Source organism: Paraburkholderia sp. OAS925 (genome assembly GCF_040543975.1).
Taxonomy (GTDB): Bacteria; Pseudomonadota; Gammaproteobacteria; order Burkholderiales; family Burkholderiaceae; genus Paraburkholderia; species Paraburkholderia graminis.
Genome location: NZ_JBEUNO010000002.1, coordinates 155286 through 173214 on the forward strand (window position 1 = coordinate 155286; position 17929 = coordinate 173214).

At 60.2% G+C, this 17929-nt stretch carries 16 protein-coding genes and 1 pseudogene; 6 read left to right on the plus strand and 11 right to left on the minus strand.

Annotated elements, in window-relative coordinates; genetic code table 11:
• Positions 1-2: 2 nt before the first annotated feature.
• From ABIE53_RS19475 to ABIE53_RS19485, 3 genes are all read right to left on the minus strand, one after another.
• Positions 3-2288, minus strand: coding sequence for an LPS-assembly protein LptD (locus ABIE53_RS19475; protein WP_192699914.1), 2286 nt, complete (start codon positions 2286-2288; stop codon positions 3-5).
• A 143-nt stretch (positions 2289-2431) separates the two neighbouring features.
• A complete protein-coding gene (locus ABIE53_RS19480) occupies positions 2432-2821 on the minus strand; it encodes a hypothetical protein (RefSeq protein WP_006049838.1) in 390 nt (129 codons plus the stop codon).
• Entirely contained in the window at positions 2814-3026 is a 213-nt protein-coding gene (locus tag ABIE53_RS19485) for a hypothetical protein (RefSeq protein WP_192699822.1), read from the minus strand. Before ABIE53_RS19485 ends, ABIE53_RS19480 begins: the two co-directional genes overlap by 8 nt.
• A gap of 412 nt (positions 3027-3438) precedes the next feature.
• Here ABIE53_RS19485 and bamA point away from each other — a divergent pair.
• Positions 3439-5673, plus strand: a pseudogene (gene bamA, locus ABIE53_RS19490) (outer membrane protein assembly factor BamA); the annotation flags it as partial.
• Positions 5674-5809: 136 nt separating this feature from the next.
• Entirely contained in the window at positions 5810-7060 is a 1251-nt protein-coding gene (locus ABIE53_RS19495; protein WP_192699820.1) for an MFS transporter, read from the plus strand.
• A 21-nt stretch (positions 7061-7081) separates the two neighbouring features.
• Here ABIE53_RS19495 and ABIE53_RS19500 read toward each other — a convergent pair whose 3' ends face one another.
• Complete coding sequence (locus ABIE53_RS19500; RefSeq protein ID WP_192699819.1) at positions 7082-7687, minus strand: peroxidase-related enzyme; 606 nt, start codon at positions 7685-7687, stop codon at positions 7082-7084.
• 163 nt (positions 7688-7850) lie between these two features.
• Between ABIE53_RS19500 and ABIE53_RS19505 the strand changes: the two genes are divergently transcribed.
• On the plus strand, positions 7851-8753 hold the full coding sequence (locus ABIE53_RS19505; RefSeq protein ID WP_376915890.1) for a LysR family transcriptional regulator: 903 nt from the start codon (positions 7851-7853) through the stop codon (positions 8751-8753).
• Between the two features lie 77 nt (positions 8754-8830).
• On the opposite strand, the gene ABIE53_RS19510 is transcribed toward ABIE53_RS19505, so the two are convergent.
• Both ABIE53_RS19510 and ABIE53_RS19515 read right to left on the minus strand, forming a co-directional pair.
• A complete protein-coding gene (locus tag ABIE53_RS19510) occupies positions 8831-9817 on the minus strand; it encodes a zinc-dependent alcohol dehydrogenase family protein (RefSeq protein WP_192699817.1) in 987 nt (328 codons plus the stop codon).
• Positions 9818-9910: 93 nt separating this feature from the next.
• The gene (locus ABIE53_RS19515) at positions 9911-10093 is read right to left on the minus strand and encodes a hypothetical protein (protein WP_006049846.1); all 183 of its coding nucleotides are present in this window, start codon (positions 10091-10093) and stop codon (positions 9911-9913) included.
• A 410-nt stretch (positions 10094-10503) separates the two neighbouring features.
• On the opposite strand from ABIE53_RS19515, the gene ABIE53_RS19520 reads away from it, so the two are divergent.
• Positions 10504-10884: a DUF3022 domain-containing protein gene (locus ABIE53_RS19520; protein ID WP_107709498.1), complete on the plus strand. Its 381-nt coding sequence runs from the start codon at positions 10504-10506 to the stop codon at positions 10882-10884.
• A gap of 46 nt (positions 10885-10930) precedes the next feature.
• Here the strand turns inward: ABIE53_RS19520 and ABIE53_RS19525 are convergent, their stop codons facing one another.
• Positions 10931-11545 (minus strand): TetR/AcrR family transcriptional regulator, encoded by a 615-nt coding sequence (locus tag ABIE53_RS19525; RefSeq protein WP_006049848.1) that lies wholly within the window; start codon positions 11543-11545, stop codon positions 10931-10933.
• A gap of 83 nt (positions 11546-11628) precedes the next feature.
• On the opposite strand from ABIE53_RS19525, the gene ABIE53_RS19530 reads away from it, so the two are divergent.
• The gene (locus ABIE53_RS19530) at positions 11629-12780 is read left to right on the plus strand and encodes an MBL fold metallo-hydrolase (protein WP_192699816.1); all 1152 of its coding nucleotides are present in this window, start codon (positions 11629-11631) and stop codon (positions 12778-12780) included.
• Positions 12781-12800: 20 nt separating this feature from the next.
• Here the strand turns inward: ABIE53_RS19530 and ABIE53_RS19535 are convergent, their stop codons facing one another.
• The 3 genes from ABIE53_RS19535 to ABIE53_RS19545 form a co-directional block, all read right to left on the minus strand.
• Positions 12801-13886, minus strand: coding sequence for a porin (locus tag ABIE53_RS19535; protein ID WP_192699815.1), 1086 nt, complete (start codon positions 13884-13886; stop codon positions 12801-12803).
• 124 nt (positions 13887-14010) lie between these two features.
• Positions 14011-15312, minus strand: coding sequence for a dicarboxylate/amino acid:cation symporter (locus ABIE53_RS19540; protein WP_006049851.1), 1302 nt, complete (start codon positions 15310-15312; stop codon positions 14011-14013).
• A gap of 150 nt (positions 15313-15462) precedes the next feature.
• The gene (locus ABIE53_RS19545) at positions 15463-16335 is read right to left on the minus strand and encodes an amidohydrolase family protein (RefSeq protein WP_192699814.1); all 873 of its coding nucleotides are present in this window, start codon (positions 16333-16335) and stop codon (positions 15463-15465) included.
• Between the two features lie 201 nt (positions 16336-16536).
• Here ABIE53_RS19545 and ABIE53_RS19550 point away from each other — a divergent pair, with 201 nt between their 5' ends.
• The gene (locus ABIE53_RS19550) at positions 16537-17466 is read left to right on the plus strand and encodes a LysR family transcriptional regulator (protein ID WP_029970202.1); all 930 of its coding nucleotides are present in this window, start codon (positions 16537-16539) and stop codon (positions 17464-17466) included.
• Positions 17467-17534: 68 nt separating this feature from the next.
• On the opposite strand, the gene ABIE53_RS19555 is transcribed toward ABIE53_RS19550, so the two are convergent.
• On the minus strand, positions 17535-17753 hold the full coding sequence (locus tag ABIE53_RS19555; RefSeq protein WP_232292281.1) for a hypothetical protein: 219 nt from the start codon (positions 17751-17753) through the stop codon (positions 17535-17537).
• Positions 17754-17929: the final 176 nt, after the last annotated feature.

The window sequence follows — 17929 nt, forward strand, 5'->3', positions numbered from 1 at the left end:
CGCTATTGATAATCGCTGAAGCGCGACACCGGTTCTTCCACCGTGGACGCGGGCGTATAGCCGGGCACGTTGGCGCGAAACTGATTGAGCAAACCGTTATCGACCTGCGAAAAGCCCTTCAACTGAAGCTGCATCAGCATGCGGGTTCCGGTACTCGGCGATGTGGCCGAACTCGTCGCATTGGTGTACTTTTCGAATGCGACACCGAGGGACCAGCAGTTAGCGTCGTATTGAATCCCAAGCAAGCCGGCAATCAGCCGATGCGCACTCATGTCGTAATTGACACGCGCAACGCTGACGACATTGCGCGCAAGCGGCCATTGCCCGGAGACAATGAACTGATTGACCGGCTGATAGTCGAGCGTACTATTGGCTCGCGTGTAGCGGTACGCCATATTCAACACCTCGTGCGCGCCAGGCGCCCAGCCAAATCCGGCCTCCGCATGCGTGAGGTAATGATTGGCCTGACTGTACTCGACAGCCTGCTCCGCGCTGAGATTGGACCCCACCTTGTATGAGGCGCCGAGAATAATGCCGGTCCGCGCCACCGTGCTGATGTTGTCGGTGGACTGCAACGTCACGCGCGGCGTGCGAAAGTCATATTGCTGCGCGAGAACAAAGCGCGCGCGCTCGTCTCCGCTTGAGGGGTCGATGAAGCGCGTGGTCAATGCCGCCGTCGCGCGATTCGCATCGGACACCCTGTCATTACCGACAAAGCTGTTCTCCATGAACAATTCGGCGAGTCCGAAATCCGCGGCGGCCGTGTCGAATAGCGGCACATACGACTGATTGCGATAAGGCGTGTACACATAGAAGAGGCGCGGTTCGAGCGTCTGTATGTACGATTGCCCGAACAGCCGCACGCTTCGCTCGAAACGCATGCCGGAATCGAGGCTGAACGTCGGCACGTTCACGCTGAACGATTTGGGCTCGCCCGCGGGCACGTCGGAGCCGATCGACGTCAGATCATACGCAGCGAAATGCCACGCCAGCTTCGGTGTAATGAACCAGCCCGGACGCTCGATTGGATAGCTCACATACGGGTTGAAAACGAAGCGATTGCCTTGCGTCATATCCGACGACGAGATGGTGAAGCGCGTCGCATCTGCCTCGGCGCCAAAATCAAAACCGCCCACGTTGTAGCGCGCGTAGCGGACATTGACTTGCGGCTCGCGGTTGTAAGTGGAGTCGCTGGAAAAAGATTGCCAGCGCTGCTCGCGCGCCAATACGGTCCACGGTCCATTCGAATAGGTGAGCCCGGCTTCCTGCTGATACAGCGTGGTCGAGCCGGTCGGAAAGGCAATGCCCGACGCGAGATCGGTTACGACCGTGGAGTCGGAGACGCGGTTGTAATTGACGTATGCGCCGAATCCCGAGCCGAAATCCCAGTTCTCTTTCAACGCAATCGAATAGCGCTCTGTGTTGGTTATTGCATCGTGCGGCAGCCAGGCAACTGAAATCGAACCGGAATCGTTGGGCCGCAAATAACGGTAATCGGCTGTCAGCATTGCGCCTCTGCGCGTCATGATACGTGGCGTCAGCGTGAGATCGTAGTTCGGTGCAAGGTTGAAGTAATACGGCAGCGCGACGTCGATGCCATTAGTGGAACTCATCGAGAAAGTCGGCGGCAACAGGCCGCTGCGCCGCGCGCCCGACAGTGGAAACGATAGCCACGGACTCGCAAGCAGCGGCACGCCCTGAAAGAACAGCACGCCGTTATGAGCGATGCCCTCGTCAGTACCGGTATCCATGTCGAACTCCGATGCCTTCACGTACCAGGCCGGGTCCGACTCGCATTGACACGCGCTGTACGTGCCGTGATGCACGACCGAGCGTTCCTTATCCAGAAGATCGACTCGTCGCGCACTGCCCCAACCTCCCGTGAGATGGAACCGGTATTTGGGCACGCTGATATAGCCTTCATTCGCTGCCAGGTAAACATGCGCGTCCGGGCCGTCGAACACGTTGCCATTCTGAACGAGTTGTACGTTGCCATAGGCATCGGCCTTATCCGTATCCACGTCGTAATGCAATGCGTCGCCCTTCACGATGGACACGCCGCGCCGCAACTGCGCGTGTCCCTTGAGCGACACGTCCGTGTCCGCGGTGGCCGTGACGGAATCGGCAATCGCCGATACGAATGGCTGATCTCCCGCGCGCATAGGCTGCTCCGTCAATTGCGGCGCGAGCCGCAGGCCCCATACGCCGTCGACAGATTCGGCTTGCGCAGCCGCGCCGCTCAATTGCGCGTGACCGGCAAGCGGTGCATAGCCGGCGGTACACAGCATCACGGAAACGAGCGGCCTTAAGCGAATGCGCCGAAATACACTGCGTAGTTTCAAAAGAGGTAACGAAAGGAAAGAATGAAGGACGCAGCAATGCGAAAAGAAAGCACGCCGACGCCGGCAGCGTATTCACGGATGGAATGCGGCTATTGCAGCGTCACATCGCTCGCACGAGCCTCGTTTGCAGCCACCACGCCGCCGAGCGCATGCAGCAGATGAGGAATTTGCTCGGCGGGCAACGAAAACGACAGGCCCGCATTCGCCGATAGGCGAAAGCGGATCACCACCATGCCCATGCCTTCCAGCCGGCCGACCTCCCAACCCTGACAATGCAGTGCGAAACCTCTCTCCTGACCGTCGTGAGCCACGCGGTCCGCATGCTCTATGGCATTGGGCAGCGCCACCAGAAGATCGTTGAGTACCGAACGATGCAGCGCGGCCGTGGGCTGATTGCCGTGAATCAGCAGGTACTGGCCGTCCGCCGTCAATTGCATGCCGGTGATCGAATCCAGCATGAAAGTCGAAATGTCAGCCACGAATCGCATCCTCTCGCGCGGGGTTGCCGCGCTCGCGCGCATCGACCGGATCGACCATAGCGACCGCATCGATCGCATCGACCGCAGAGCGCGGCACGTCGCGGCGCACGAGCAGCGACGCTGTAGCAAGGCGCAACGAAAAGATCGGCGTCGAACTGACACGCAAGATCGCTGCAAGAACCGCCGGTGTAAAGAACTCCATCATGACCCGCCCTCCAAATCGCGTTACGCCGGTAGCGCAATCGCCGATTTCACAATAGCAGCGCCCATGCGCCATTGGGTTACACGCGCCCTACGCTTTCTTCGCCTCTGTAACGCATTATTTCCACGCACAACGCTGACAGCCCCCGCGCACCGCCTCGTCGATAGATTGGACACCGCACGACCATAAGGCGCGGAAAGTTTCCGGTAACGATAGCCGCCGCACACGTCCCTATACTTCGCGCTTTCCAGAGCCCAATACCGTCGTTTCGAATGCGCCGTTTGCCTTCGAGCGTTCTCATCTGCGCTCGCGCGCGCTGCATCAGGATCGATAACTCAAGATGAACTTTCAAGCTTTAACGAGCCGGCTGGCAGGCGCGCTTTCATTCGCCGGCATCACGCTGGCAAGCAGCCCCGCGCATTCCGCCGAACCGTTCGTCGTGCAGGACATCAAGATAGAAGGTCTGCAACGCATCGAAGTGGGCACCCTCTTCGCCTATCTGCCGATCAAGCAGGGAGAGCCCTTTACGGACGATAAGGCTTCCGAATCGATTCGCGCGCTCTATGCCACCGGCTTTTTCAACGACGTGCGGATTTCCACCGAAGGCAATGTCGTCACCGTGCACGTTCAGGAACGCCCCGCCGTCGGCACAATCGACTTCGCGGGCATTCACGAGTTCGACAAGGAAAACCTGACGAAGGCGCTGCGCGCCGTCGGTTTGTCGCAAGGCCGCTCTTACGACAAGGCGCTCGTCGACAAGGCGGAGCAGGAATTGAAACGCCAGTACCTGACGCGCGGCTATTACGCCGCGGAAGTGACGACGACGATCACGCCGATCGACCGTAACCGTGTGGCGATTCTTTTCTCCGTGGCCGAGGGTCCGAGTGCAAAGATCAGGCAGATCAATTTCATCGGCAATAGTGTATTCAGCACGGACACGTTGCGCGACGAAATGCAGTTGTCCACGCCGAACTGGTTCTCGTGGTACACGAAAAACGATCTGTATGCGAAAGACAAGCTCACCGGCGACCTGGAACATGTGCGCTCGTACTACCTGAATCGCGGCTATCTGGAGTTCAACATCGAATCGACGCAGGTATCGCTTTCGCCGGACAAGAAGGATATGTACCTGACGGTCACGCTTCACGAAGGCGAGCCGTACACCATTTCTTCTATCAAGCTGGCGGGCAACCTGCTCGACCGCGAGAGTGAATTGACGAAACTCGTGAACATCAAGGCCGGCGAGCGCTTTTCCGCGGAAAAGCTGCAGGCCGCGACGAAGGCCGTGGTCGACAAGCTCGGCGAATACGGCTACGCGTTCGCCACCGTGAATGCATTGCCGAAGATCGATCAGCAACACCGTACGGTCGACCTGACGCTGCAAGTGGACCCGAGCCGCCGCGTCTATGTACGCCATATCAACGTGACCGGCAACACCCGCACCCGCGACGAAGTAGTGCGCCGCGAAATGCGTCAGCTCGAAAGTTCGTGGTTCGACTCGAACCGCCTGATGTTGTCGAAGGACCGTGTGAATCGTCTGGGCTATTTCACCGATGTCGACGTGACCACCGTGCCGGTGGAGGGATCGCCGGATCAGGTCGACGTGGATGTCAAAGTCAACGAGAAGCCGACCGGCGCGATTACGCTGGGTGCGGGCTTTTCGTCCACTGACAAGGTGGTGCTTTCAGCCGGCATTTCGCAGGACAATGTGTTCGGTTCCGGCACGAGCCTCGCCGTGAACGTGAATACGGCGAAGACGTACCGCACGCTTTCGCTTACACAAACGGACCCGTACTTCACCGTGGACGGCATCAAGCGTATTACCGACGTCTACTACCGCACCACCTATCCGCTCTATTACTACACCGATACGAGTTTTCGCATCATCACCGTGGGCGCGGATTTGAAGTTCGGCATTCCGTTCTCCGAGGCAGATACCGTCTATTTCGGCCTCGGACTCGAGCAGAACCGGCTGAGCACGGATTCATCGACGCCGCAAAGCTATAAAGACTATGTGGCCGAGTTCGGCAATGTGGTCAACAACGTGCCCATTACAGCAGGCTGGGCGCGCGACAATCGCGACAGCGCACTGGTGCCGAGCCGCGGTTACTTCGTGCAGGCCAATAGCGAAGTCGGCACGCCGGCGGGCGGCACCGAGTACTACAAGACCGACCTCCAGGCGCAGTACTACTACTCGTTCTCGCGCGGCTTCATTCTGGGCCTCAATCTTCAGGGCGGCTATGGTAATGGGTTTGCCGGCAAGGCGTATCCGATCTTCAAGAACTACTACGCAGGCGGCATTGGCTCGGTGCGCGGCTACGAATCCGGCTCGCTCGGGCCGACCGACAAAACCACGGGCGACCCGATTGGCGGCTCGCGAATGGTCGTGGCCAACGTCGAAATGACGTTCCCGCTGCCCGGCACCGGATGGGACAGAACACTGCGCGTTTTCACCTTCGTCGACGCGGGCAATGTGTGGGGCAGCGAAGGCAATAGTACCGGCGCAAACGGCTTGCGCTACAGCTATGGCGCGGGACTCGAATGGATTTCGCCAATTGGCCCGCTGAAATTGTCGCTCGGCTTTCCAGTCGTCAAACACGCGACCGACAAGTATCAGAAGTTCCAGTTTCAGATCGGCACGTCGTTCTGATTCCGTCGACGCTTATTGCAAGCATTGCAAGCGCAAGCTGCATTGCACAGGTGAGCGGCATTCACCTGTCATCAAAAACTTTTCTTTTGCCGCTTCTGAGACTCGCTGCGACCATTGTGTCAAAGGAGATCAGAACATGTCGACCACCAGCAGCAAACGCTTCACGCCCGCGTTCAATCACACGACGCTCGTCATTCTCGCCGCCGCGCTTGTTCTCAGCGCGGCAATGGGCATCCGGCAAACCTTCGGGCTCTTCATCGGGCCTTTTTCGTTCGATCGAGGCTTGCCCGTCACGCTGATTGCATTCGCAATCGCACTGCACAATCTCGTGTGGGGCTTCGCGCAACCGTTCGCGGGCGCGGCCGCGGATCGCTACGGCTCCGCGCCGGTGGTCGCATTCGGCGCGACGACTTTCGCGGCGGGCCTCGGACTCGCGGCCGCCACGCCGAGCGGCCCGTTGCTGATCGTCGGCATGGGTCTGCTGGTCGGCATTGGCGTGAGTTGCACCACGTTCGGCGTGGTGCTGCCGGCGGTCGGCCGCGTTGCGTCGCCCGAAAAACGCAGCATGGCGATGGGTCTTGTCAGCGCAGGCGGCTCTGTCGGGCAAGTATTGATGGTGCCGCTCGTGCAAGGAATCAGGCTCCATGCCGGCATCGCGACGTCGCTCTTCGTGCTCGCTTTCGTGATGCTGATGGTCGCTCCGCTCGGCATCGTATTGGACCGTCGCGCGCCTGTAGGAGCGCCGCGGCACGAGGCTCCCGCTGCGCCGTTACGCGATACGCTCGCACAGGCCGCGCGACATCGCGGCTACCGGCTGCTCACGCTCGGCTTCTTTACCTGCGGATTCCAGCTCGCATTCATCGCCACACACTTGCCTGGCTATCTGTCGCTGTGCCATATGCCGATCGGACTTGGCGCAACCGCGCTCGCGCTGATCGGTCTGTTCAATATGGTCGGCAGTTGGGGTTGTGGCTGGCTTGGTGGCCGCTTCCGGCAGCATCACGTGCTTGGCTGGCTCTATCTGATTCGCAGCGCGACGATCGGCGCATTCTTCGTGTTGCCGAAAAGTGCCGTCACGGTGGTGCTATTCGCAGCCGTGATGGGCCTCACATGGCTCGGCACGGTTCCGCTGACGAGCGGACTCGTGGCGAAAGTATTCGGCACGCGGCATCTTGGCAGCCTGTTCGGCGTGTGCTTTCTGAGTCATCAGATCGGTTCGTTTCTCGGCGCGTGGCTAGGCGGCGTCGTATTCGATCTAACCGGCTCGTATTCGCTGCTGTGGCAAGCAACGGTTGCGAGCGGACTTATCGCCGCGTTGCTGCACTTTCCCATTGACGATACCGCGCTGCCCACGCCCGCCCTCCGTTCCGAACCGGCGAGCGCATAAACGGCATAGCGCAGAATAAGCCTATTTTGAAGCAGTATCCGATGCGGCTTTCGGCACGCGGCCCATCAAATAGAACTCGTCGTTGGGACGCATCGAAATGACATTGGCCATGCGATTCGACAAGCCGAAAAACGCCGTGATCGCAGCAATGTCCCAGATGTCTTCGTCGGAGAAGCCGTGTTCGCGCAGAAGCTCGAAGTCGGCTTCATCGACGCTGCCCGATTCGCGGCACACCTTCAATGCAAAGTCGAGCATGACCTTTTGCCGCGCGGTAATGTCCGCCTTGCGATGATTGACGGCAAGCTGATCCGCGAGCAAAGGCGCCTTTTCGTAGATGCGCACGATCGCGCCATGCGCGACCACGCAATAGAGGCAATTGTTCACCGCGCTCGTGGCCACCACGATCATTTCGCGCTCGCCTTTGGTGAGGCCGCCTTCCTTCAGCATTAACGCGTCGTGGTACGCAAAGAACGCGCGAAACTCATCCGGCCGATGCGCGAGCGTCAGAAATACATTCGGCACAAAGCCGGCTTTCTGCTGCACTTCGAGAATGCGCGCACGGATGTCGTCGGGCCATTCGCTGGGATCGGGCACGGGGTAGCGGCTGATCGGCTGAAGCGTTGTCATGCTGTGTCTCCTTTATCGCGCTATATGTAATGACGATTGTAGCGCTCGCGTCCATTTGCCGGGCACGGTGCACTTATGCTCGGCACAATCGTATTGCCGCTCTTCCAGAACTCCGCGCAATCCGGTATTTTGCTTCGATTCAACTCGATGAGCATGCGCGTTCATGGACCGTCTTGAAGCAATGTCGATTCTGGTGGCCGCGGCGGAAAGCGGCAGCTTCTCCGCTGCCAGCCGCAAGCTGCGCATGCCGCTGCCCACGGTAAGCCGCAAAGTCGCGGAACTGGAGGCGCATCTCAACGCGCGTCTTCTCGTTCGATCGACACGCAAGCTCACGCTCACCGACGCGGGCGTCGCCTATCTCGCGGCCTGCAAGCAGATTCTCGAGCAGGTGAGCGAGGCGGAAAGCGCCGCCGCGGGCGAGTACAGCGCGCCGCGCGGAGAACTCGTGGTGACAGCGCCTGTCGTCTTCGGGCGGTTGCATATGCTGCCCGTCGTCAGCGACTTTCTCGCGGCGTTTGCGGAGATAACCGTGCGGCTCGTGCTCGCGGATCGCAACCTGCATCTGCTGGACGAGCATATCGACGTCGCGCTGCGCATCGGCAAGCTGCCCGATAGCAGCATGGTCGCGACGCAGGTGGGCACCGTGGGCCGCGTCGTGTGCGCAAGTCCGCAGTACCTTGCACAAGCCGGCGAGCCGCAAACGCCTGCCGATCTGGCGCGCTTCTCATGCATCGTTTCGGACGCGTTGCCTTCGAGTTACGTGTGGGAGTTTGGTGGACACCAGGCCCCGCAGCAGACGGTACCGGTTCGTGCACGGCTGTCGGTCAATACCGTTGAAGCGGCGATCGATGCGGCCATCGCCGGCGTCGGTTTGACAAACGTGCTGTCGTATCAGGCAGCAAGCGCGGTCAGTGAAGGAAAACTGAAACTGGTGCTGCGCGAGTTCGATCCCGAGCCGATACCGGTGAGCGTCATGCATGCGGGACAAGGCAAATTGCCGCTGAAAACGCGTGGTTTTATCGATTTCATCGTGCGCGCGTCTGCGCGCGGCATTGGCTCACGATAAGGAAATGCTGGGTGCAAAAGATCTCGCGCGCGGCAAGCATCGACGCGCGTCGCCGGGTCGATAACGCGTTCGCGCAATCAGCGCATGCGCAACACCGCCGCACCGCTTAGTCTGCCGTCGCGCAGATCGTCGAGGGCCCGGTTTGCATCCGCGAGCGCATAAGGCGTGGTTTCGATTTGCAACGGCAATCGCGCCGCGAGTTGCAAGAAGGCATGACCGTCGGCGCGCGTGAGGTTGGCAACCGAACACACGCGCCGTTCGCCCCACAACAGATCGTATGGGAACGACGGAATGTCGCTCATATGAATGCCGCCGCACACGACAACGCCGCCCTTCGTCACGGCCCTCAATGCAGCAGGCACGAGTGGCCCGGCCGACGCGAAGATGAGCGCCGCGTCGAGTTGTTCGGGCGGCGTCTCGTCGCTGCCGCCGGCCCAGTGCACCCCGAGCCGCAACGCGAACTGCTGCGCGGCGGTATCGCCCGGACGCGTCAGTGCGAACACCGTGCGGCCCTGGTGCAACGCCACCTGCGCGACGATATGCGCGGCCGCGCCGAACCCGTAGATGCCGATTGCGCGCGCATCGCCTGCCATGCTCAGTGTGCGATAGCCGATCAGGCCGGCGCATAGCAGCGGTGCTGCTTCGAGATCGGAATAGCGCTCGGGTAGATGCAGGCAATAGCGGGCATCGGCGACCGTGCGCTCCGCGTAACCGCCGTCGATCGTATAACCCGTAAAGCCCGGCGCGTCGCACAGATTTTCGCGGCCGCTCTTGCAATAGCGGCAGTGGCCACAGGTGTGGCCGATCCACGGCACGCCAACGCGATCGCCCACCTGGAACCCGGCGACGTCGTTGCCCAATGCCGCCACCGTTCCCACGATCTCATGTCCGGGAATGATGGGCCGCTTCGGATGCGCGAGTTCTCCGTCGACGACATGCAAATCCGTTCGGCACACGCCGCACGCGTGAATGTCGATCAGCAACTGGCCAGCCGCCGGTTGCGGATCGGACATGTCGCGCTCATGCAGCACCGCAGCGCTTCCGTCGAACACCATTGCGCGCATGTCATTCCTTCGTGCGTGGCGATGGCGCGGAGCCGCTCGATGTGCTCGCCGTTTGCCGCGCGATGACGCGAACCAAACGCCGGCTTTGCAAGCTTACTGGCTCGCCGCGGATGCGCCTCCCATCGGCGGCGCGACGCTATTGCTCGTGGCAGCCGGCCCGCTCATGCCGGCCGTTCCCGCCGTATCGTTCGAGCCGGAGCGTTTGCATCCGAACGTGCCGCCTGCCAGCGCCGCGATCAATACCGCGACCATTGCCTTGCCTAGAACTCGTTCCATCATCCTCTCCTCACGGGTCGTGAGCGTCGGGCATCGCGCTTCTCGCCGTCGGCGACGCGCGATCGCTTCGACAAATCGTGCGGACGCCGGCGATTGATTGCCTCACAGAGCGCCTTGAAACAGGACGCATGATCGACATGCCGACGCGACACGGCTTCGCAATATGCGACCGCCTTCTGTCCCTGTACAAGTTGCAATCCTGTGTAAAAAGCGCAACCCGTATGCGGCGTGCGCTCGCGTCGGTTATTGCGTCCGCGAACGCGCAGTCCACTGCATCCTCGCGTACATGGTTCGATGTTTGCGAGTTCGCATTGCAGAGTAAGGACGGCAACGCATAATCGGAACGCACGCATGAGTTGCGCCCGCTTTGACGACGCCGCCCTACGAACACACACTATGCGAGGTCAGTCATGCGCGAAACGGACCGGCAGCAGCGGATCGAGGAAATCGAATTGGCGCTCGCGAGCGCCTTTGAATCGCCGAAATCGCCGAGTGTCATTACCTACGATGAAGGCGCCACGTTTTACATGCAGTTGGCGTGGGTTCTGCAATCGCACGGCGATACATCGCTCGATACGCGTTGCGCCGCGACGCTCCGGTTTTCTCAGGCGCAGATAAACCGGTATGCGGCGATGGACACCATCAAGCGCAGGACGATTCAGGAGCGGCTCAAAGCGACTGTACAGACGCGTTTTGCCGAATTGAAAAGCTCGTCCCCACACCAGAACGACTGTGCGCTTGAAGTGAATGTGGATGACAGTCTGTTCGACGTGCCGGAAGAACCTGTTTAATCGCGCGGCAGTTGAATGCGTTGTTGCGCGATAAAACGCTCGCCGCTTACGCGTAGCGCGCGAGAAACATATCCGCCGCGGATTCGGCGATTGTCTGCTGCTCGGTCTCGCTGAGCGGCGGCTGTCCCATCGTCACTTGCGGCCAGAACGCAAACGCCTTGACGAGCCCTTGCAACTGATGCGAGGCAAACACAGGGTCTGCAATTCGCAGACGCTGGTCGGCCGCGGCCGCGCGTATCCACACGGTCAGATCTTCCTCGCGTTCGCCGAGACGCGCGACCATATCGCGCGCGCGTTCGGGCGAATGAATGCCCGCGGCGATCGCAACGCGCGCGAGCGCGAGGAACGCTTCGTCGTTGATAAGCCGCAGTTTGCGCACTAAAAGTTCGATTAGTTGCTCGCGCAACGGGACGCTCGCCCGATACGCGAGTGTCTCGCCGGCGTGACTCGCGTCCCACAACTGCCGCAGTATTTCGGCGAAGAGCGCTTCCTTGCTGGGGAAATGGTTGTACACCGTGCGCTTCGATACATTCGCGCGCGCGGCGATGCGGTCCATGCTGGTGGCGTCGAAACCGGCTGCCAGAAATTCCTCGATTGCCGCGTTAATGACGGCGACACGCTTGCGGTCGGTGAGGCGTTGGTGAGTGACTGTGGGGTCCATCCGGAAATTTTACACTGTGCAGTTTACTTTTCGAGATTATAAAGTACACTGCTCAGTCTACTTTCCAACTCGGGACGCCACACATGACATCGCTCCTCGACTCCATCAGCCGGACTTTGGGTTTCGCTGCCGCGAGGCGCGGACGCGAGTTGTCCGCGCTGTCGGCGCAGCATGACGGCGAGCGCTTTCGCAACGTGAAGCCGCGTCCTGTCGAAGGATTCGGCAAGACCTTGCGCATTGCGTGGAATGTGCTGCTCAACAAGCCGTCGGGCACGGTGCCGCTGGCCACCTTGCCGGTCGACAGATTGACGCGCGAGGATCTCGATGCGGCGCCGGATAGAAGCCTTTACCGGCTCGGACATTCGACCGTGCTGCTCAAGTTGCGCGGCGAGTTCTGGTTGACCGATCCGGTGTTCGCAGAACGCGCTTCACCATTTCGGCGCTTCGGTCCCAAACGTTTTCATGCGCCGCCTATTGCGCTCGAAGATCTGCCGCCGCTTGCCGGCGTGATTCTTTCGCACGACCACTACGATCATCTGGATCACGAAACAGTGCTCGCGCTTGCGGCCACGACAAAGCTCTTTGTCACGCCGCTCGGCGTCGGCGACCGGCTTATCGAATGGGGTATCGACGCGGGCAAGGTGCGTCAACTGGACTGGTGGCAAAGCGTGGAGATCGACGGGATTGCATTCACCGCAACGCCTGGCCAGCATTTCTCGGGGCGCAGCCTGTTCGACGGCAACAGCACGCTGTGGGCGTCGTGGGTTATCGTCGATAACGATTTGCGCGTGTTCTTTAGCGGCGACACGGGCTATTTCGACGGCTTCAGGACTATTGGCGAACGCCTCGGTCCGTTCGACATCACGCTCGTCGAAACCGGCGCGTACGACGCGCAATGGCCGTACGTCCACATGCAGCCGGAAGAGACGGTACAGGCGCACGTCGACTTGCGCGGCCGCTGGCTTGTGCCGATTCACAACGGCACGTTCGATCTCGCGATGCACAGGTGGTCTGACCCGTTCGAGCGCGTGCTGGGTCTCGCCGCTGCGCGCGGCGTCGCGCTTTCCACACCACGCATGGGCGAGCGGCTCGACCTCACAGCGCCGCATCGTGGCGAGCGTTGGTGGCGTAACGCAATGGAAGTCGCCGAAGCGCCGCAAACGTCGCGGGGCCTGTTCGCACGTCTGTTCTCGTGCAACACCGCACGGCGCGCGGAACCAGGCAGCAGCGCATAAGGCGGACTGTTTCATCGCACCTAGAAGGTGTGCTGCATTCCCACGCCATATGTGCTGCCTGACGGATTCGCAGTGAGTTTGTCGTATGAATAGACGGTATAGACGAACGTGCGTTTCGACAGAATGTACTCGTAAGCAAGGCTCGCCGTGTTGCGCACGTTGCTGTGATTCAGCGGCGCACTGTGTTTGGTGCGCGCCCACTCGCCGAGTATCACGTTCGACGGCGTGAGCGGCACCGAAACGCCCAGTTCATAAGTGTGCGAGCCGGTCTCCACATTGTTATTGCTGGTCATTTGCGCGGCGCCGTAGACCTTCATGAACCTCGCGTCATACGCGGCTCCTGCGAGATAAAGGTACTGACCGCTTGACGGCGCGACCGCCGCAGTGCGTACGCGTTGCGCGGAAAACACCGCCGTGAGCGGTCCTTTTGCGTAGGTCAAATGCAGGCCGACATTGTCGCGGCCCTGGTGCCCCGTCGTGCTGCTTACGCTATAAATCGCGGTGCCCGTGAGCCCACCATAATTTGGCGAAACGTACTCGATTGCGTTTTGCCAGACGGTATCGCCAATCACCGTGTTGCTATAGCTCGCCGTGTACGACTGCACGATCAACGGCGAAAAGACAACGGAAGAACCGAACGGATTGACGAGTTGCTGGTTGATATACGTCGGGTTGGTTTGCTCGCCAAACTTGAACGTGCCGTATGCGCCGGTGAGTCCCACATAGGCGTTGCGTGAAAATAGCCCGTCAGTCGTATTGCGTCCCATCTGCCCGGTATTCGGCCGGAAGAAACTTTCGAGGCTGAAGATCACCGCATTGCCGCCGCCAATATCCTCGCGGCCGCGAATGCCCCAAAACGATGTCGTCATTCCGCCGCCGCCCATCTGCACCGTGCTCGAGCGCGTCGTGCTGAGTTTGGAACTGTCGACGTACATGCCGATCAGGCCGTACATCTGCACCGACGATGAAGACACGGACGCCGCGCCCGCCGCGGCTTGTGAAGAATCGGCGTGCGCGGTGCCGCTCGCCGCCATCGAAAGAACCGTCGCAATGCACGCAGCGTTCACGTGCAGCATGCGGCGCATGGCATTTGTTTTTGTCCACATGAATCATGTCTCCAGACCAGTTTCTATTTTTTGAATGCAAGCGTCCCCTGCTGCGTGCGCGAATGCGCTCGCAGTCATCAGGACACTGCAATGTATTCGGCGGCTAGACCGTCAATTCCTGCGCTTAATCCGTGCGTCGGCGCGACATGCCTGCATTGAGCTTCGATCGATCGAGCTCGTGTTCCCACGCGGAGACGACGAGCGTCGCGACGCCGTTGCCGATCGTGTTCACAATCGCGAGACCTGTACCCATGAAACGGTGAATGCCGAGAATCAGCACCATGCCGGACACTGGAATGAGCGGGAAGACCAGTAACGTCGAAGTCAGCATCACAAATGCGGCGCCGGCCACGCCGCTCGCTCCTTTCGACGTCAGCATCGCCACGCCGACCAGCGTCAGTTGCTGCATGAGGCTCAGTTCGATGTTGAATGCCTGTGCGATAAAAAGCACGGCCATCGTCAGATAGATGTTGGTGCCGTCGAGATTGAATGAATAGCCGGCCGGAATGACGAGTCCGACAACCGATTTCGAGCAGCCAAGACGCTCGAGTTTTTCGAGCATCTGCGGCAGCGCGGCCTCGGAAGAACTCGTGCCCAGCACAATCAGGATCTCTTCGCGGATATAACTCATGAAGCGCAGAATGCTGAAGCCGAGTAGCCGCGAAATCGCGCCGAGCACCACGATCACGAATACGAACAGCGTCGCATAGAAGGCGCCGATCAGTTTCAGCAAAGGCACGACCGCGCCGATACCGTACGTCCCGATCGTGAACGCAATCGAGCCAAAAGCGCCGATCGCGGCCACTTTCATGATGATGTGCACGATGCCGAAAAAGGTATGCGCGAAATAGTCGATCATCGCGATGAGCGGGCGCCCGCGCTCTCCGGTGGCGGCAAGCGCCGCACCGAACAGCACTGAAATCAGCAGGATTTGCAGTACATTTCCCGATGCAAAAGCGCCTGTGACGGTGTCCGGAATAATGTGCATCAGGAACTCGACTGTATTCTGCTGATGCGCCGCAGTCGTATAACCGGCGAGAGCTTTCGTGTCGATGGTGGCCGGATTCAGGTTAAAACCGCTGCCAGGATGAAAGACATGTCCTGCCACGAGCCCGACCACGAGCGAGAGCGTCGACACGATTTCGAAGTAGAGCAGCGCCTTGCCGCCTACTCGCCCGACCTTCTTCATGTCGCCCATTCCGGCAATGCCGGTCACGACGGTGCAGAAGATGATTGGCCCGATCACCATCTTGATCAGCTTGATGAACGCGTCGCCAAGCGGTTTCATCTTCACGGCAAGCGACGGCGCGAAATGCCCAAGCAGCACGCCAATAACGATCGCGACGAACACATGAAAGTAAAGCGTGCGATAGAACGGCTTCCTTGCGCCGGACGCGGACGAGGTCATGACGGCGCTCTCGCTCATGAAGCCGCTCCCGGTCGATTAACGCGGGCACTAGTGCTGATCATCTTTGTCTCCATCGGGAATAGTGAGCGGAAAGCCGATATATATACAGGTCGCTTTCCACAGAGCTGCCATCTGATGCGGCAGTTCTCGATACCGGTACAGCGTCAACTACGATGAGCGAAAGCCGTAAAGCCGCGCGGGATTCGTCACCAGCAGCTTTTCGCGCAATGCCTCGTCGGGGCAGAAACGGAACAGCAGGTCGACCAGTTCGCCATCGTTCGGCATGTCCTTGCTGATGTTCGGATGCGGCCAATCGGTGCCCCACAGTACGCGGTCCGGCGCGGCGTCGATGAGTGCTTGCGCGAATGGAATCGCGTCGTCGAAGGGCCGGTAGCCTGCCGAAACGCGCTCGGAACCGCATACTTTGACCCATGCGAGCGGATTGCGCATGAGGTCGAGCAGTTGGCGAAAGGGCTGCTGATCGAGTCCCGCTTCGGCACGCACACGGCCCATGTGATCGATCACGAACGGCACCTTGATGCGCGCGATCCGCTCCGCGTATTGCAGAATGTCCTGCGCGTCCAGATGCAACACGACATGCCAGCCAAGTTGCTCGATGCGTTCGAGTACACGGTCGAACACATCGAGATCCGGCGCGCCGCCAAGATGAGCGACGAAGTTAAAACGCACGCCTCGCACACCGCGCGCGTCGAGGTCGGCGAGTTGCGCATCGGTCACATCGCCGTCGACGATCGCGACGCCGCGATAACGGCCGTCACTTCGGGCAATCGCGTCGAGCATCGCGGTGTTGTCGGTGCCATGACAACTCGCCTGCACGATCACGCCGCGGCTCACGCCGAGAAAATCGTGCAGCGCGACGAGTTGCTCGAAAGGCGCGTCGGGCGGCGTGTAGCTGCGATCGGGCGCATACGGAAAAACGTCGGCGGGACCAAAGACATGACAATGCGCGTCGCAGGCGCCGGCGGGCAGTCGCTGCGCGGGACGGACAGGATGGGGATCGGGCGGCAAGCAGGATTTCATATGTGCTTCGTCTCTATCTGGTTCTGATGGCCGCGGCGCGGCCGAGTGCGGCGGCTGCGGTGCGGCTGAGTGCGGCGGCTGCGGTGCGGCTGAGTGCGGCTGCGTATGTAAGCTGGAGTAAGCGGATTGTGGCGGCACGCGCGGCTCGATACAATCGCTATACCAAACTAGCTGATATGTGTTTTTCACATAGCTCTCATCATGGACCTCAAGCAGTTGGAAGCGTTTGTGCACGTCGCCGAACTCGGCAGCTTTACGCGCGCTGCCATTACGCTCGACACCAATCAGCCGGCACTCAGCAGGCTCGTGCGGCAACTCGAAGTCGAATTGCGTCACACGCTGCTCGAACGCAATGGCCGCGGCGTCACGCTCACGCCGGCTGGTCAGCGAATGCTGGCTCATTCCAAAGGGATACTTTCGCAGGTGCAGCGCGCGTCACAGGATCTCGACGAATTGCGCGGCACCGTCGGCGGGCACTTTTGCATTGGCATTACGCCGAGCTTCGCGAAAGTCGCCACCCATGAACTCGTGCGCAGTTTTCGTACGTCGTTTCCGGGCGCGACTATTTCCGTTGCCGAGGGACTGTCGACCTACCTGATCGAATGGTTGATGATGGGCCGAGTGGATGCCGCGGTTCTCTACGACACGTTCGACACACCGCTAATCGACAAGCGCACTGTCTTTACCGAGGAACTCTTTCTGATCGGCGCGGATGACGGCAAACCAGTTGCAAAGGCCGCGCGCGAGACGGTTAAAACCATCGCACTGCGCGACATTCCACGCTATCCGCTCGTCATTCCGGGCCGCATGCATGCAATCCGGCGCATGCTCGAATCGGTTGCGGCCGAACAAGGCGTGAGACTCAATATCGAACTCGAAGTGGACGCCGTGTCGTCGATTCTCGATCTGGTCAGCGAGGGCATCGGCTATGCGGTGCTGCCGCTCAACGCAACCGTGAGCGACGCGCTCAAGCGGCGCTTTCGCGTGATCCGCATTACCGAGCCAACTCTGTTCAGCCGGCTCGCCATTGCAACGAGCAGCAAGCACACGCTGTCGCAACTCGCGGTTCAGGCGATTGCAATGCTCGAGGAGCGGGTATTGCCTCTTTATAGCGCAGTGCGCAGCCAGTAAGAAAAGAGAAGGCGATAGCGGCGGAGAACTCCGGCTATCGCTTCTAACGCCGCCAATAAGCCGAAGCCTCAATCGGTGACGATCACTGCAACGGCTTTCGCCTGTTTCAATTCGAATGTACTGAGCCGCCCCGCGCGAACGTCGAGTACCAGACGCTCGATCAATTCGGCTTCGCGCTGCTGATCCAGGTCAACGTCCGTTGCGGACGCAATCTTGTCGAGGCATAGGCGTCGGCGCGCCAGCAGGAAATTGACGGCGCTGGCACGCCGCATAAAGAACTGCTCCATCTTCGTGTTTCTTCGTGTCGTCAGTGCAAAGACGCATTGCTTGTAGCGGAGCGCGACGTTAGCACGCGCATAAAGGCGGCCATAACGGTGTAAAGAACTGGAAAGAAACGCGGCTTGGACGCCGTGTCCGCTTGCGCTCACCTCCAGGCATCTTCAAAACCCATCGCCGCAGCTTT